At 63.9% G+C, this 15,177-nt stretch carries 14 protein-coding genes; 1 reads left to right on the forward strand and 13 read right to left on the reverse strand.

The window, feature by feature from the left end:
• Positions 1 to 60: 60 nt before the first annotated feature.
• From H8S23_RS03315 to H8S23_RS03370, 12 genes are all read right to left on the reverse strand, one after another.
• Positions 61 to 2,214 carry a polyribonucleotide nucleotidyltransferase gene (locus tag H8S23_RS03315; protein ID WP_186886873.1) on the reverse strand — a complete coding sequence of 718 codons (2,154 nt, stop codon included), beginning with the start codon at positions 2,212 to 2,214 and terminating at the stop codon, positions 61 to 63.
• 171 nt (positions 2,215 to 2,385) lie between these two features.
• Positions 2,386 to 2,643, reverse strand: a complete 258-nt coding sequence (rpsO, locus tag H8S23_RS03320; protein WP_186886874.1) for a 30S ribosomal protein S15 — start codon at positions 2,641 to 2,643, stop codon at positions 2,386 to 2,388.
• A gap of 240 nt (positions 2,644 to 2,883) precedes the next feature.
• On the reverse strand, positions 2,884 to 3,786 hold the full coding sequence (ribF, locus tag H8S23_RS03325) for a riboflavin biosynthesis protein RibF (protein WP_186886875.1): 903 nt from the start codon (positions 3,784 to 3,786) through the stop codon (positions 2,884 to 2,886).
• A gap of 259 nt (positions 3,787 to 4,045) precedes the next feature.
• Positions 4,046 to 4,924: a tRNA pseudouridine(55) synthase TruB gene (gene truB, locus H8S23_RS03330; RefSeq protein ID WP_186886876.1), complete on the reverse strand. Its 879-nt coding sequence runs from the start codon at positions 4,922 to 4,924 to the stop codon at positions 4,046 to 4,048.
• Positions 4,921 to 5,871, reverse strand: a complete 951-nt coding sequence (locus H8S23_RS03335) for a DHH family phosphoesterase (protein WP_186886877.1) — start codon at positions 5,869 to 5,871, stop codon at positions 4,921 to 4,923. Before H8S23_RS03335 ends, truB begins: the two co-directional genes overlap by 4 nt.
• Complete coding sequence (gene rbfA / locus H8S23_RS03340) at positions 5,864 to 6,211, reverse strand: 30S ribosome-binding factor RbfA (RefSeq protein ID WP_186886878.1); 348 nt, start codon at positions 6,209 to 6,211, stop codon at positions 5,864 to 5,866. The genes H8S23_RS03335 and rbfA overlap by 8 nt, the downstream gene beginning before the upstream one ends.
• Positions 6,212 to 6,414: 203 nt before the next feature.
• Positions 6,415 to 8,775 carry a translation initiation factor IF-2 gene (infB, locus tag H8S23_RS03345; protein ID WP_186886879.1) on the reverse strand — a complete coding sequence of 787 codons (2,361 nt, stop codon included), beginning with the start codon at positions 8,773 to 8,775 and terminating at the stop codon, positions 6,415 to 6,417.
• A 24-nt stretch (positions 8,776 to 8,799) separates the two neighbouring features.
• Positions 8,800 to 9,138 carry a L7Ae/L30e/S12e/Gadd45 family ribosomal protein gene (locus H8S23_RS03350; RefSeq protein ID WP_186886880.1) on the reverse strand — a complete coding sequence of 113 codons (339 nt, stop codon included), beginning with the start codon at positions 9,136 to 9,138 and terminating at the stop codon, positions 8,800 to 8,802.
• Positions 9,131 to 9,415: an RNase P modulator RnpM gene (gene rnpM / locus H8S23_RS03355; RefSeq protein ID WP_186886881.1), complete on the reverse strand. Its 285-nt coding sequence runs from the start codon at positions 9,413 to 9,415 to the stop codon at positions 9,131 to 9,133. Before rnpM ends, H8S23_RS03350 begins: the two co-directional genes overlap by 8 nt.
• 39 nt (positions 9,416 to 9,454) lie before the next feature.
• Positions 9,455 to 10,531 (reverse strand): transcription termination factor NusA, encoded by a 1,077-nt coding sequence (gene nusA, locus H8S23_RS03360; protein ID WP_186886882.1) that lies wholly within the window; start codon positions 10,529 to 10,531, stop codon positions 9,455 to 9,457.
• Positions 10,532 to 10,664: 133 nt separating this feature from the next.
• The gene (locus H8S23_RS03365; protein ID WP_186886883.1) at positions 10,665 to 11,147 is read right to left on the reverse strand and encodes a ribosome maturation factor RimP; all 483 of its coding nucleotides are present in this window, start codon (positions 11,145 to 11,147) and stop codon (positions 10,665 to 10,667) included.
• A gap of 687 nt (positions 11,148 to 11,834) precedes the next feature.
• The gene (locus H8S23_RS03370; protein ID WP_186886884.1) at positions 11,835 to 12,155 is read right to left on the reverse strand and encodes a hypothetical protein; all 321 of its coding nucleotides are present in this window, start codon (positions 12,153 to 12,155) and stop codon (positions 11,835 to 11,837) included.
• Positions 12,156 to 12,489: 334 nt separating this feature from the next.
• On the opposite strand from H8S23_RS03370, the gene H8S23_RS03375 reads away from it, so the two are divergent.
• Entirely contained in the window at positions 12,490 to 12,672 is a 183-nt protein-coding gene (locus tag H8S23_RS03375; protein WP_186886885.1) for a hypothetical protein, read from the forward strand.
• Here H8S23_RS03375 and H8S23_RS14085 read toward each other — a convergent pair.
• Positions 12,663 to 15,176, reverse strand: coding sequence for a sensor histidine kinase (locus H8S23_RS14085; protein WP_186886886.1), 2,514 nt, complete (start codon positions 15,174 to 15,176; stop codon positions 12,663 to 12,665). The two genes, H8S23_RS03375 and H8S23_RS14085, sit on opposite strands and share 10 nt — an antisense overlap.
• Between the last annotated feature and the right edge of the window lies 1 nt (position 15,177).

Here is a 15,177-nt window from a genome sequence, read left to right on the forward strand (position 1 = left end):
GGCCGGCTTCCCCTTTTTGATCTCGCTGTAAAAGCCCGCGGCCTGGCGCGGCCCCGGTGTTTATTCCCCCGCCGGAGAGCGCTCCGCCTGGCGTTTTGCCATGTCGGCCAGCGCGTCCTTGCGGGAGAGGTTGATGCGGCCCTGCTGGTCGATCTCGGTGACCTTGACCAGCAGTTCGTCGCCCACGGCCACCACATCCTCGACCCGCTCGACCCGCTTGGTGTCCAGCTTGGAGATGTGGACCAGCCCCTCTTTGCCCGGGGCGATCTCGACGAAAGCGCCGAAATTCATCAGGCGGGTGACACGGCCCTTGTAGATCGCGCCCACCTCCGGGTCCTCCACGATCATCTTGACGATGCCCACGGCCCGGTTCAGGTCCTCGCGGCTGACGGCGGTGATGCTGACCCGGCCGTCCTCCTCCACGTCGATCTTGCAGTTGCATTTGGCGCAGATGTCCTGGATGACCTTGCCGCCCTTGCCGATGACGTCGCGGATCTTTTCCGTGTCGATCATGAAGCTGACCATCTTGGGCGCGTAGGCGGACAGCTGCTCACGCGGGGCCGGGATGGCCTTGAGGATGATCTCGTCCAGGATATACAGGCGCGCCTTGCGGCATTTTTCGAACGCCTCCTCGATGATATCGTAGGTGAGGCCGTCGATCTTGATATCCATCTGGATGGCGGTGATGCCCTTGTGGGTGCCGCCGACCTTGAAGTCCATATCGCCGTGAAAATCCTCCACGCCCTGGATATCCAGCATGGTCATCCAGCGGTCGCCCTCGGTGATCAGGCCGCAGGAGATACCGGCCACCGGCGCCTTGATGGGCACGCCCGCGTCCATCAGGGCCAGGGTGGAGCCGCAGATGGAGGCCTGGCTGGTAGAGCCGTTGGAGGACAGCACCTCAGAGACAAGGCGGATGGTATAGGGGAATTCCGCCTCGCTGGGCAGCACGGGGATGAGGGCGCGCTCCGCCAGGGCGCCATGGCCGATCTCGCGGCGGCCGGGGCTGCGCGGCGCGCGGGCCTCGCCCACCGAATAGGGCGGGAAATTGTAATGATGGATATAGCGTTTTTCGTCTTCGGTGCTGATGTCGTCCATGATCTGGGCGTCGCGGCCGTTGGAGAGGGTGGCCACAGTGAGCACCTGGGTCTGGCCGCGGGTAAACATGCCGCTGCCGTGGGCGCGGGGCAAAAGGCCCACTTCCGCAGCCAGCGGGCGCACCTCGTTGATGCCGCGCCCGTCCACCCGCTTGCCGTCGTCCAGCAGCCAGCGGCGCACCACATACTTCTGCATCTTGTACATCAGCAGGTCGATGGTGGCGTAATCCACCTCGTCGCCGAACTCCTCGATGAGCCGGTCCTGGATGGGGGCAAGGCGCGCGTCCCGCACGTTTTTGTCGTCGGTATCCATCGCGGCCTTGAAGTCGTCGAGATATTTGTCCCGCACCTTCATCAGCAGGTCAAAGTCCAGATCCACGATCTCGAACTGCTTTTTCGGCTTGCCGATCTCGTCGACGATGCCGTTGATGAAAGAGATCATCTTTTTGATCTCGGCGTGGGCGTCCTTGATCGCCTGCAACATGGTGGTCTCGTCCACCTCGTTGGCGCCGGCCTCGATCATGACGATCTTCTGCTCGGTCGCGGCCACGGTGAGGGACAGGTCGCTCACCCTGCGCTGCGCCTCGGTGGGGTTGACCACCAGCTCCCCGTCCACCAGGCCCATAAAGACGCCGGCGATGGGGCCGCTCCAGGGGATGTCGGAAATGGAAAGCGCAATAGAGGTGCCGATCATGCCCGCGATCTCGGGGCTGCAGTCCTGATCGACGCTCATGACCGTCATCACCACCGACACGTCGTTGCGCATCGTCTTGGGGAAGAGCGGCCGGATGGGCCGGTCGACCACGCGGCTGGTGAGGATGGCCTTTTCGCCCGGACGGCCCTCGCGGCGCATAAAGCTGCCGGGGATGCGGCCCACCGAGTAGAGCTTTTCCTCAAAATCCACGCTGAGCGGGAAAAAGTCGATGCCCTCGCGGGGCTTTTCGCTCATTGTGACGTTGCACAGCACGGCGGTCTCGCCGTAGCGCACCAGGCAGCTGCCGTTGGACAGGCAGCACATCTTGCCGGTCTCCACCACAAACGGGCGGCCGGCCAGCTCGGTCTCGAACACCTTGTAGTTGGGGAAGGTCTCGAGGCGGGAAGTAAATTCTTCGACCATGGGGATAGCCTCCTGAATAATGAAATATAGCGTGATTTGGGAGGCAGCCAGTTTTAGCAATAAACTCGGCGTTTTGCACAAAGCAAAGCGCCCAGTTTACCGCTAAACGCTGAATGCCCCTAAAATCACTGAAAGGACAGCCGGCAAGACCGGCTGCCCTTTCTGAGCTTGTTATTTGCGCAGACCCAACCGCGCGATCAGGGCGCGATAGCGCTCGACATCCTTTTTCTGCAGGTAGGCGAGCAGGTTGCGGCGGCGGCCGACCATTTTCAGCAGGCCGCGGTTGCTGTGATAGTCGTGCTTGTTCTCTTTCATGTGCTGGGTGAGGTGGTTGATGCGCTCGGTGAGCAGCGCGACCTGCACCTCGGGGGACCCGGTATCCGTCTCAGTGAGGCGATACTCGGCAATGATCTCAGCTTTGCTCTTCATCTTTGTTTCTCCTTTTTATACGCGATTTGCCGCGAACTAAGGCAGGGCCGGAGCGCCGCAGCCTGAGCCCGGGTAAGCTAAATTATTATAGCACAAACAAAGCAGCCTGTAAAGGAATTTCCTCCTGCTTTTTTACAGCTTCCTTACAGAAAAAAAGGCAGCGCACGGCGCCGCGCTTTTCCGCCCCCTCACGGCCGCAGCGGGACACAAAAACCACGCGCGGGGCCCCGCCCTCCCGCATCAGCGCGCCGCAAAATACTCCCGTGACCGGCGCGCCGCGTCGGAGATGCAGGCTTTCAGTTCGTCCAGCGTATCAAACTTCCGGGTGGGCGCGATGTATTTGAAAAACTCAAGCCGCACCGCGTCGCCGTAGAGGTTGCCGTCAAAGCCGATCAAAAAGCTCTCGCAGGTGATGTCCGCGCCGCCCACCGTGGGCCGGTCGCCCAGGCCGGTGGCCGCCGGATAGGCGCCGCCGCCCACCCACGCCCGGGTGATATAGATGCCGCTGCGGGGCAGCAGCATGCCGGGCTGGTATCTCTGGTTGATGGTGGGGAACCCCAGTTTTGCCCGGCCGATCTTGCGCCCGTGGGCCACCGGCTCTTCCAGCGCATAGGCCTCGCCCAGCAGGCGGTTGGCCTGCTCCATCTCCCCCGCCAGCAGCATATCCCGGATGCGGGTGGACGAGACGGGGCCGCCCGCGTCCTGCGCCATGGGCACCACGGTGACCGCAATGCCCCGCGCCGCGCACAGGGACTGCAGCAGCGCCACATTCCCAGCGCCGCCGCAGCCAAACGTGAAATTGTCCCCGCAGAATACGGCGGCGGCGTTCATGCGGGCCAGCAGGATGTCGTCCACGAACTGCTCGGGCGACAGCCCGCAGAAATCGTCATAGGACGGGCAATAATACCAGTCGAGACCCAGCGCCCCGATCCGGCGGCGGCGCTCTTCCGGCGCGAGGATGGCGTCCCCCTTGATCGGGTTCTCTTCCCCAAACACAAAGGTGAACACGCCGCTTTGCAGCCCCTGCGCCCGCGCCGCGCGCACCGCGGCGCCCAGCACCTGCCGATGCCCCAGATGCACGCCGTCAAAATATCCCAGCGCCACGGTCAAACGGCTTTTCGGTTTTTGTTCCAGCTCTCGCATAAGAAGCCTCTTTTTGTAATATCTTCTTTCAAAATCACTGTTTGTATTTTTCCTGGAACGGCGGTTTGCCGTTCCTCGCGATAAGGTCCGCGCCCGGCCGCCGCCCCAAAGGCAGGCCGCGCCGTCTTTCCTGTGCCGGGGCGGCCCCGGGATGCGGGCCGTCTCCCGTCCTGCCGGGGGCGCAGACGGTCCGGGGTTCTGAGCCGCCGCGGCGCAGTGCATGCCGACAGCCTCAGGGAGCGCGCCCCGCGGCGGGAGGTCAGCCCTCCCGCTCACAAAACAGCTTTTTCACCTTCACCACGCCCTGCTCCGCCGACGCCAATCCCAAAAAAGTCCCCTGCGCATAGACGCGGTAAAGCCCGTCCGCCAGGCGCAGATGGGTGGGCGCGCCATGCCAGAGCCGGGAAGCCAGCTCTTCGGAAGCGTCCAGACGCGGCAGCTGGCAAAAAACGCTGTCCACCGGCAGCAGCAGCCGCTCGGCCTCGCCTTTCCCGGCTGCCTCCAGGATCTCATCCATGGGATGGGACGCCTCCAATGTAAAATCCCCGCTGGCGGTGCGCCGCAGCGCGCTCATCACGGCAACGGTCGACAGCCGGGCGGCGATCTCCTCCACCAGCACCCGGATATAGGTGCCCCGCGAACAGCTCACCGCCACCTGCCACTCATTTTCGCCCGGGCCGGGCCCGATGCACTGCAGCGAAAAGATCTCGATCGGGCGGGGCTTACGCTCCACCTGCCGGCCGGCCCGCGCCGCCTTGTAAAGCGGCTGCCCGTTCACCTTGACCGCCGAGTACATGGGCGGCAGCTGTTCGCCGGGGCCGATCAGACCGGGCAGCGCCGCCTCCAGCGCCGCCCGCTCCACCCGGCCGGGGCGCAGCTCGTCCGGCTCGCTCTCCAGGTCGCCGGTGGGGGTGTGCACGCCGAAGCGCAGCGTTGCCAGATAACTTTTGCGGTGGTTCTGCGGCAGGTCCACCGCCTTGACTGCGCCCCCCACAAAAAGCGGGAGCACGCCGGTCGCAAGCGGATCGAGCGTGCCCGAGTGGCCGATCTTTTTTGTGTGCAGCGCCCCGCGCAGCTTGGCGATCACGTCAAAGCTGGTCCAGCCCGCGGGTTTATCCACGATCAGGATGCCGTTCATATCTGTTTTTCCACCTCGGCCAGCACCGCCGCCTTGGCGTTCTCCAGGTTGCCGAAAAATTCGCAGCCCGCGGCCCGCATATGCCCGCCGCCGCCCAGCGCCGCGCAGATCTTGCAGGCGTCGATCTCGCCTGCGGTGCGCACGCTGACCTTATAACTGCCGCTCTCCAGCTGCCGCATGGTCACGCCCACCACGACGCCCTCGATCATGCGCGGGATGCTGGTGATCCCCTCCAGATCATTGCTGTCGGCCCCGGTCTGCAGGATCTCGTCCCGGGAGACGTACATCAGCGCGCAGCGCCCGCCAAAGTGATATTCCAGATGGGACAAAGCCGTCTGCTCGATGGCCAGACGCCGCTGGCTTTTGCTCTCAAACAGCAGCTCGTTCAGGTGTACAAAATGCGCGCCCCGCTCCATGAGCTCCGCCGCGATGTGATGGGTGCGCGGGGTGGTGTTGGCAAACTTGAAACAGCCCGTGTCGGTGGACACGCCGGTGTACAGGCAGTCCGCCATGACTGGGGTGAACTCCACCTCCATGCGGCAGATCAGCAGATAAATGATCTCCGCTGTGGCGGCGGCCTCCGGCTCCAGCAGGGTCGCGTCGGCGTACCCCGAGTTGCTGGGGTGGTGGTCGATGCACAGGTCGACGCGCTTGAGGTACTGCGCGGCCCCCTCGCCAAACAGCTGGATGCCCGCCACATCGATGGCCGCCACATACTTTGGTTCCCAGCTGCCGTCGTACAGGCCCAGCTGCATATAGTCGTACCGTTCCGTGACAGGGTCGCTGCAGAAGATCGCGGCCCGCTTGCCCAGCGCCGTCAGCGCCCAGTAGAGCGCGCCGGCGGACCCCAGCGTGTCGCCGTCAGGGTTTTTGTGGCACAGCAGCAGGATATCCTCCGCCCCGGCGAGCCGTTCCATCACCGCTGCCAGATCGATGCGTTCAGTCATGGTGTAACTCTCCCAATATTTTGTTGATATGGGCGGCATAGGCCGCGCCGTCGTCCTCGATAAAGCGGAAGGACGGGCTCTTGCGGATGTGCATCCTCTTTGCGATCTCGCTGCGCACGTGCCCCGCCGCATGGTTGAGGGCCTCCACCGCCTTTTTGGGGGCGTCCTCCTCCCCCAAAACGCTGACATAGACCTTTGCGGTGTCCAGGTCCGGGGTGACCTCCACCCGCATAACGGTCAAAAGGCCGTTCACCCGCGGGTCTTTCATGTGGCTGATGATGTCGATGAGCTCCCGCTTCATGTCCTCAGCGAGACGGCCCATGTGATTGGATTGCGCCATATCGTCTCTCCTTGCCGGTGGGGCGGCACGCCGCCGTTTTTTCATCCGACCTCAGAACCCCTACCTGCGGCGGCCTCTTTTGCCCGGCCCCGCCTGCCGCAGGACGGCCGGCGGGCAGCGGGAAGCCTCCCTGCCCGGCAAAAAAGCGTCCCCGCTCACCCGGTAGTTCCGCTCTGGGGTACAGGTTCTTATCCTGCCGCGATTCAGTCGCGGTATTCCTCCAGGATATAAGCCTCAAAGATATCGCCCTCGTGGATGTCGTTGTACTTTTCCAGCCCGACGCCGCACTCGTAACCCGCGGCCACCTCTTTGACGTCGTCTTTGAAGCGGCGCAGCGAGCTGATCTCGTCCTCGGTGATGACGACGCCGTCGCGCACCAGGCGGATCTTGCTGCCGCGGGTGATCTTGCCGTCCAGGACATAGCTGCCCGCGATGGTGCCGGCCGACGAGATCTTGAACACATTGCGCACCTCGATGCGGCCCAGCTCCACCTCGCGGATCTTCGGGGCCAGCATCCCTTTCATGGCATCGGTGACGTCGTTGATGGCGTCATAGATAACGCGGTACATGCGCAGCTCCACCTCGGCCTGGGCCGCCTCCGCCTTGGCGACGGGGTCCGGGCGCACGTTGAAGCCGATGATGATGGCGCCCGAAGCGGCGGCCAGCATGACGTCGCTCTTCGAGATCCCGCCCACGCCGGCATGGATGACCTTGACCCGCACCTCGTCGTTGGAGATCTTTTCCAGCGACTGCTTGACCGCCTCGGCCGAGCCCTGCACGTCGGCTTTCACCACAATGGGCAGTTCTTTGCGCTCGCCCTCTTCGATCTGGCTGAACAGGTTGTCGAGGGTGACTTTCTGGTAGCTGCCCCACTGCTCTTCCTTTTGTTTGGCCGCGCGCTGGTCGGCCAGCTCGCGGGCCAGTCTTTCGTCCGCCACAGCCTCGAACAGGTCGCCCGCGGCGGGCACCTCGGTGAGGCCGGTAATCTCGACAGGGGTGGAGGGGCCGGCCGTTTCGATGGGTTCGCCCTTGTCGTTGCGCATCACGCGCACGCGGCCCACAGCGGTGCCGGCAATGATGCAGTCGCCTTTTTTCAGGGTGCCGTTCTGCACCAGGATGGTGGCCACGGGGCCCTGGCCCTTGTCCAGGCGCGCCTCGACGACCGCGCCTTTGGCGCGGCGGTTCGGGTTTGCCCGCAGTTCCTTGACCTCGGCCAGCAGATTGATGTTCTCCAGCAGATCGGGGATCCCCTGGCCGGTGAGCGCGGAGACCGGCACGCAGATGGTGTCGCCGCCCCACTCCTCGGGCACCAGCTCGTATTTGGTGAGCTGTTCCTTGACCTGCTCGGGGTTGGCCTGGGGCTTATCCATCTTGTTGATGGCCACGATAATGGTGGTGCCCGCCGCCTTGGCGTGGTTGATGGACTCAATGGTCTGGGGCATGATGCCGTCGTCCGCCGCCACCACCAGCACCGCGATGTCGGTCAGGTCCGCGCCGCGGGCGCGCATGGAGGTGAACGCCTCATGGCCCGGGGTGTCCAGGAACGTGATGGCTTTGCCGCCGGCCTCCACCTGGTAGGCGCCGATGGCCTGGGTGATGCCGCCCGCCTCGCCCGCCGTGACGCGGGTCTTGCGGATCGCATCCAAAATCGAAGTCTTGCCGTGGTCGACGTGCCCCATGACCACCACGACCGGCGGGCGCTCTTCCAGCACGCCGGGATCGTCGGCCACGTCCTCGAACAGCCGCTCCTCAATGGTGACGTGCACCTCGTGTTCCACCTTGGCGCCGAACTCCTCCGCCACCAGGGCGGCGGTATCGTAGTCCACCACTTCGGACACCGAGGCCATCACGCCGAGGCCCATCAGCTTTTTGATGACGTTGGACGCGGTCTGCTTGAGGCGGGAGGCCAGCTCGCCCACCGTGATCTCGTCCGGGATGGAGACTTTCAGCTGGGCCTTGCGGGCCTTTTCCAGCTGCAGGCGCTGCAGGCGCTCCGCCTCGGTCTCGCGGCGCTTGAAAGGCTGGCCGCGCCGGTTGTTGCGCTGGGCAAACTTCTGTTTGCCGCCGGGGCCGACCTTCTGCTTGCCGTGCTTGCCGCCCCCGGAGGCCTGCGCCGCGCCGCGGGTGGGCGCGCCGGCCAGGCTCTCGTACTTCTCGTTGAATTTGTCCAGGTTGACGTCGCCGCCGCGGGTATCCACCCGCACGGTCACCACCTCGCGCTTGGGCTGTGCCGGCTGCGCGGGCTTTTCCTTTTTGGGCGGGGCCTTGAAGTCGATGTTGCTGCCGCCGGTGCGCTTGAGCTCTACCACGGTGCCGTCCGCTTTTTTCAGCGGCTCCGCCGGCGCGGCCGGCTTGGGCTGCGGGGCGCTGGCCAGATACTCGTCAAAGCTGGCCACCTGCTTCTCCCTGGTGTAGTGTTCAAAAACGTAGTTCAGTTCTTCTTCCGTGAGGGGGGTGGTGTATTTTTTCCCCTCCCCAAATTTTTTTGTGACGACCTCCAGCAGCTCTTTGTTGGGCAGCCCGAGATCCTTGGCGACGTCGCCGGCCTTGTATTTGATCAGCATATAAGCAGTACCTCCATCGGTTGGTTATTGTTCGGCCCGGAGCGGTTTGCCGCCCTCCGGCCCGGCCGGGGCGAGCTGGCGTTCCACCAGCTGCGCGAGGCCTGTATCGATCACGGCGAAGACGCCGGTCCTTTTTGGTGTGACGGCCAGCAGTTCCTGCTGGGTGAACGGCAGCTCCCGCGGGGCAAGGCCCGCACCCTCGCAAAAGCGCAGCGCTTTTTTGCGGCTGCCCGGCGCCAGATCGGCGGCCAGCAGCACCAGCTGTGCGTTGCCCTTTGCCACGCTTTCCGCCACCGGATCAAAGCCCATCACCAGCTTGCCGGCCTTGCGGCAGAGGGAGAGCGCGCCGAGCAGTTTATCCATCTGCTTCCTCCGCGCGCTGCTCTACCTCGGCGGCGAGCCGCTCGTAGATCTCCGGCGGGATCGCGCAGCTGAAAGCCCGCTCAAGACGCCGCGCTTTCTGCGCCTTGGCCAGACACTCGCGGCTGGGGCAGATATACGCCCCGCGCCCCGATTTTTTGCCGGTCACATCCACGCTGATCTCTCCCTCGGCGCTGCGCACGATGCGCACCAGCTCTTTTTTCGGCCTGCCCTCGTTGCAGCCGACGCACCGGCGCACCGGGATCTTTTTTGTCACCATTTTGAGCATCCCTCCGTCCTGCCGTGACCCCGTCCTGTCTTATTCGGCCGCCGGGGCCTCTTCGGGCTCCTCGCCGTAATAGCCGCTTTCGGGGCGGATATCGATATTGTATCCGGTCAGCCGCGCGGTCAGCCGCGCGTTCTGACCCTTGTTGCCGATGGCCAGCGAGAGCTGGTTGTCGGGCACGGTCACCTTGCAGCTCTTGGTCTCGCCGTCCAGGATCTCCACCTTGACCACCGTGGCCGGCGAGAGGGCGGCGGAGATGAACTCCACGGGGTCCTCGCTGTAGCGGACGATGTCGATCTTTTCGCCGCCCAGTTCCTCCACGATATTCGCGACGCGGGCGCCGCGGGCGCCGATGCAGGCGCCGACCGGATCGACGTTTTCGTCCTTGCTCCACACCGCCATTTTGGTGCGCAGGCCCGCTTCGCGGGAGATGGCTTTGACCTCCACGGTGCCGTCGAAGATCTCCGGCACCTCCATCTCGAACATCCGCTTGACCAGGCCCGGGTGGGTGCGGCTGATCATGATCTTCGGCCCCTTGTCGGTGACCGCCACGTCCACGACGTAAACTTTCACCCGCTCGCCCTCGCGCAGCGTCTCGCCGGGCACCTGCTCGTTATGGGGCAGAATGGCCTCGTTTTTGCCCAGATCCACCACCACGATGCCGCGCACCGGGTCGATCTTGAGCACCACGGCCGAGACGATCTCGTGCGCCTTGCTCTGCATCTCGGCGTACATCTGGTTGCGCTCCGCCTCGCGCAGGGCCTGGCGGATGACGTGCTTGGCCGTCTGTGCCGCGATGCGGCCAAACTCTTTCGGCTTGAGGGGGATCTCCACCTGGGTGCCCACGCGGGCGCTCTTTTTGACGTTCTGCGCCTCCTCCAGCGTCATCTGGGTGCGCGGGTCCTCCACCTCGTCCACCACGTCCTTGACGATGGCCACCGAGAATTTGCCGGTCTGGGGCTCGATGACGACGTTGACGTTCTCCTCTACATCATAGCTTTTTTTGACTGCGATGACGATGGCGGCCTGGATCTTTTCCACCAGATAGTCCTCGCTGATGCCGCGCTCTTTCTCCAGAAGGGCAAGAGCCTCGAAAAATTCGCTGTTCATGTTTTCTGTTTTCCTCCCTGACCCGCGGCGCGCGGGTATTTTTCATTGCTCCGCAATAAAAAACGGCTTGTTTTCCCGGTTTTGGGTCCCGCCGCCGCGCGGCGGGACGTCGGCCCGCACAGGCCGTGCCGTGTCAAAAAAGGTCTTCATCGTCGCAGAGCTTGGCCAGTGCGACGTCGGAGAGGGCGAAGCGGCGCTCTCCCTGCGCAGCGTCAAGGACGATCTCCCCGTCCGCCGCGCCTGTGAGGGTGCCGGTAAACTCCTTGTTCCCCAGGGCGTCTGCGCGGTAGAGCCGCACCAGTACCTTTTCCCCGCAGACCGCGGCAAAATGTTCGGGGCGCGTCAGCCTGCGGCCCAGCCCCGGGCTGCTCACCTCAAAGTAATAGCTCTCCTCGATGGGGTCCGCCTCGTCGATCAGCGGGTCCAGCGCCCGGGAGACCTTTTCACAGTCCGCAGTGTCCATATCGCCGTCCTTGTCGATGAAAACCCGCAGAAAGTGATCCGGCCCCTCTTTCTCGTAGCGCACGTCCCACAGGCGATAGCCGAGCTCTTCGACCACCGGGCGGGCGATGCGCTCGACGATGGCCACCGTGCTGCCTCCCTTGCCTTTCGCCATATACACCTCCAAAAGCGGGCGGCCCGCGGGGGATCACGCCCCCTGCAGGACCGCCGTTACAAACATGAAGCGCGGGCCTTGCGGCCCACGCTTCACGGTTGACATTCTTCTTACTAGCATACTATACCACAAGCGGCGGAAATATGCAAGCATTAGGACGGCATATTGTTTTCTCGTAACCTACCGTTTTAGTGGCCGTCCATGCGAGAACGGCAAAGCCGTTCTCCCAAGAGAGATTTTCCACTTCGGAGCGGCATATTGTCTCTTCATAACCTTTAGCTTTTGTGGCCGTCCATGCGGGAACGGCAGAGCCGTTCTCCCAAAAGAGATTTTCCGCTGCGGAACGGCATATTGTCTCTTCATAACCTTTAGTCTTCGTGGCCGTCCATGCGAGAACGGCAGAGCCGTTCTCCCAAAAGAGATTTTCCGCTGCGGAGCGGCATATTGTTTCCCTATAACCTTTCGCTTTGGTGGCCGTCCATATGAGAACGGCAGAGCCGTTCTCCCAAGAGAGATTTTCCGCTGCGGAACGGCATATTGTTTCCCCATAACCTTTCGCTTTGGTGGCCGTCCATGCGGGAACGGCAGAGCCGTTCTCCCAAGAGGGATTTTCCGCTGCGGAGCGGAGCGTTTTCTTTCTGTGCTGTCCAGCCCGGCGGCCGCCCGGCAGGCTCTGCCGCCGACCGCTCAGATCGCCCAGGCCCGGATACTCACCGCCCGCTCGCCATCCATATCCTGCACCTGCTTTCGCTCTCCGGGCCCCAGCAGGTATACCCGGCTGCGCGGCCCCTGCGGCCCCTCTACCAGCACCCGGGCCCCGCAGCGGCCGCTGCTCACGTTCTCCAGCCAGCGCCCATCCCACCGGACCAGCTGCGCCTGGACGGGCGGTGGGACCGCCGCCCCCGCCGCCGGCGCCGCGGGCAGCAAAAGAAGAAAGGCGCACAGGATCAACAACAGCACGGCGGCACGGCGCGCAGCCGTCACGAATCGCTCTATCCCGTTTCTCATCCCGGCCCCTCCCTCTTATATGGCTTACAATAGTAAACTTTATCCCATTTTACGCTTTTCCGCGCTTTTTTGTCAAGCGCCGCGCTTTTTCCCTCCTGAAAAAGCCGCTCACTATTAAAGACGGCATTTTCCGCAAAACGCAACAGAAAAAGCGCAAAAAGCCGGGTCATCCCCACCGGCAGCGCCAAATAAAACAATTTTTTGCCGCCACCTGCCGCTTTTGCTCTCATCCTATCACAATACACGGAAATTTACAAGATATTTATAGGTGTAAATATAGCGTGTATATAATATTTTATTTTACACCTAAAATGAGAGTCAGGAGGTGAGTGTCATGTTTCAGGTAAAAAAGACCGAGTACAGCAACAAGACCTTCCGGCTTCCCTGCGACCTCATTGCCGACCTTGAACAACTCGCCCAGGACAAGGGCGTTTCCCTGAACCAACTGGTGATCCAGTGCTGTCAGTACGCGCTGGATAACCTGGACCGCGGAGAACAGCCGCCCCCTCAGGGCTGAGCTCCCTCTGCCTGCGCCGCGTCTGGCGCAGAGGGCTGTCCTGATGTTTCCGCCGCGCCGTCCCCGCACTTGGGGGGCGGCGCTTTCGCGTTGTCCCCCTCCTGCGCCGCCGGGCCGGGGCAATCCTGCTCCGCCGGGCCAGGGCAATCCTCCGGGTCTGCGGCGGGGCAAGCAGCTTCCTCCCGGGCCGCGGCCTCCGGGCCGGGCCGGTCCTTTTTCTTTTTCTCCCCATCCTCCGGGGCAAGGGGCAGCCGCACGGCGGCGGTCACAAGGTCGGCGTCAAAGCGCAGTTCAAACGCGCCGCCGCATGCCTCGGTAAAGGTTTTCGCAATGGAAAGCCCCAGACCGCTGCCGCCGTCGGTGCGGCTGGCATCCCCGCGCACAAAGCGTTCCACCAGCTCTTCCGGAGGGATATCCAGCGCGCGGGCGCTGACATTGCGCACCCGTACCGCCGCCTGGCCCTCCTGCCGGGCGACGTCCACATAGACGCGGGAGGCGGGCATGGCGTATTTCAGCGCGTTGTCGAGCAGGTTTTGAAAAACCCGGTAAAGCTTTGCCCCGTCCGCAAAAACCAGCACCTCCGCCGCCAGGTTCACCTTGAATTCCAGCCCGGAGGCCGCGATTTTTTCATCCATATCCGCCAGTGTCTGGCCGATCAGGCGCGAGAGGTCGATCAGCTCCGGCTGCAGGGGCAGCGCGCCGCTGGCGGCCTTGCTCACGTCGAACACATCCTGCACCATGGTTTTAAGGCGATAGGCCTTTTCCCGCAGCACCTGGGCGTAGTGGTCCGCCGGCGCCTGCAGCGGTTCCTCACACAGCAGGTCCGCATAGTTGACCACGCTGGTGAGCGGGGTCTTCAGATCATGGCTGACATTGGCGATCAGCTCCACTTTCATCCGCTCGGACTGCAGCTGCACCCGTTCCGCCTGCAGCTGCACCGCCACGGCCTGATCCACCGCCCGGCGCACCCCCTCCTGCAGGTTCATCAGGTCGCGTTCCGCCGCGGCAAAGGTGTCCCCCGGCTTCAGCGGCAGGGGCTGGGCCGGGCGTCCCTCCGCCAGATCGCCCACCTGCCGGGCATAAGCGCCCATGGTCCGGAAAGCGCGCCCGCAGAGCCAGAGCAGCAAGATCCCCCCCAGCGCGATCAGCAGCAGGCACAGCACCAGCCCCAGCAGCATCTCTCCGCCCCCATACCAGCCGGACAGGCCGGCCAGCGGGATCATGCAGAAGCCGGCGCAGCCCAAAATAGCGGGCGCGGCCGCCGCCCATGCCCGGGTCATCAGGCTTTTTTCCAGCCCGCTGCGGGAGGTCAGCGCGTGGACGGCGCGGCGGGTCAGGTTCCACAGATTGTTGTGAAACACGGCCGCCCCGTTGTACAGCAGATCGGTGAGCAGAACACAGAACGGCACCACGAGCAGAAAGCCGCCGATGGCCGACAGTGTCGCCAGATTTACCAGGCTGCCGCCCACCTCGTACAGCGCGGCCCGGGCAAGCCAGTACACCACAGCCAGGTCCAGGGCCGCGCACAGCAGCTTGAACTCTGCCAAAAACCAGCCGGTGAAGCGGGCGAATGCCGCCGCCCCCGCCCTGCGCCGGCGCCGCAGCACCAGCGGCAGTAGAACCATCGGCAAGCCCACAGCCAGCTCGCCCAGCACCAGCAGCGAGGCCGCATGCTCGTTGGAGGCCGTATACGACGCATAATAAAGCGCATCGTTGCCGAAGTACCAGGACGTGTATATCCCGTCCCCGGCGTCCCAGCTGCGGGTGATCAGGGCAATGCGCAGCCCTGCCATGTTCTGCTCAAGAGGACGGATGGCCCAGGCGGTGTTCTGATAGGCTTCCAGGATCTTCTCATTCGCAGCGGTCAGGCTCTCGCCGTCCCAATAGACCTCCAGCCGCCAGCCCGCCGGCACCACCGGCTGGCCGGTCTCTTCGTCAAAGGGCACGGTGACCGGGTAATCCTTTTGCAGGCTGCCGTCCGCCCCCTGCACCGCGATCCCCAGCCGCTGGCCCCCGTTTTGCCCGTCGGCGGACAGAATATGGGACAGCCAGTCCCGCATGGCGGCCCGGGCCTGGGCCGCGCTGTCCCCCGTCTCTTCGGCGGCGGGCCAGAAAGCGCTCTCCTGCTGTTCTTCAAAGTTTTCTGCGCCGCTGTCCTCCGCCAGGGCAGCCTCCGAAGAGGCGGCGACGATGTTTTTGCGGATGCCGTTTTCATCCTGCTGCTGCAGTTCCAGGTCGTCGGAGACCGTCTCGGTGGGCTTTCCCACCGCATCCCCCGCGCCGGCGGCCGTGATCGCCACCGTGCGGTAGAGGTTTGCCACTGCGTCCGCATAGGCGGGGCTGCGGGAGAGGTCTCCCCGCAGATACGCCCAATCGGTCAGCCCGTACCATCCGCCGCCGAAAACGGCCATCACCACCGCGTGGGCCAGCAGCGTCAAACCGAGAAAAAGCGAAAAAAGCAGCGGCAGGCCGCCGGAGAGCTTTTCCCCCGGGTGTTTTTCCATT

It is taken from the genome of Anaerofilum hominis, assembly GCF_014287275.1.
In the GTDB taxonomy this organism is placed as follows: Bacteria; Bacillota; Clostridia; order Oscillospirales; family Ruminococcaceae; genus Pygmaiobacter; species Pygmaiobacter hominis.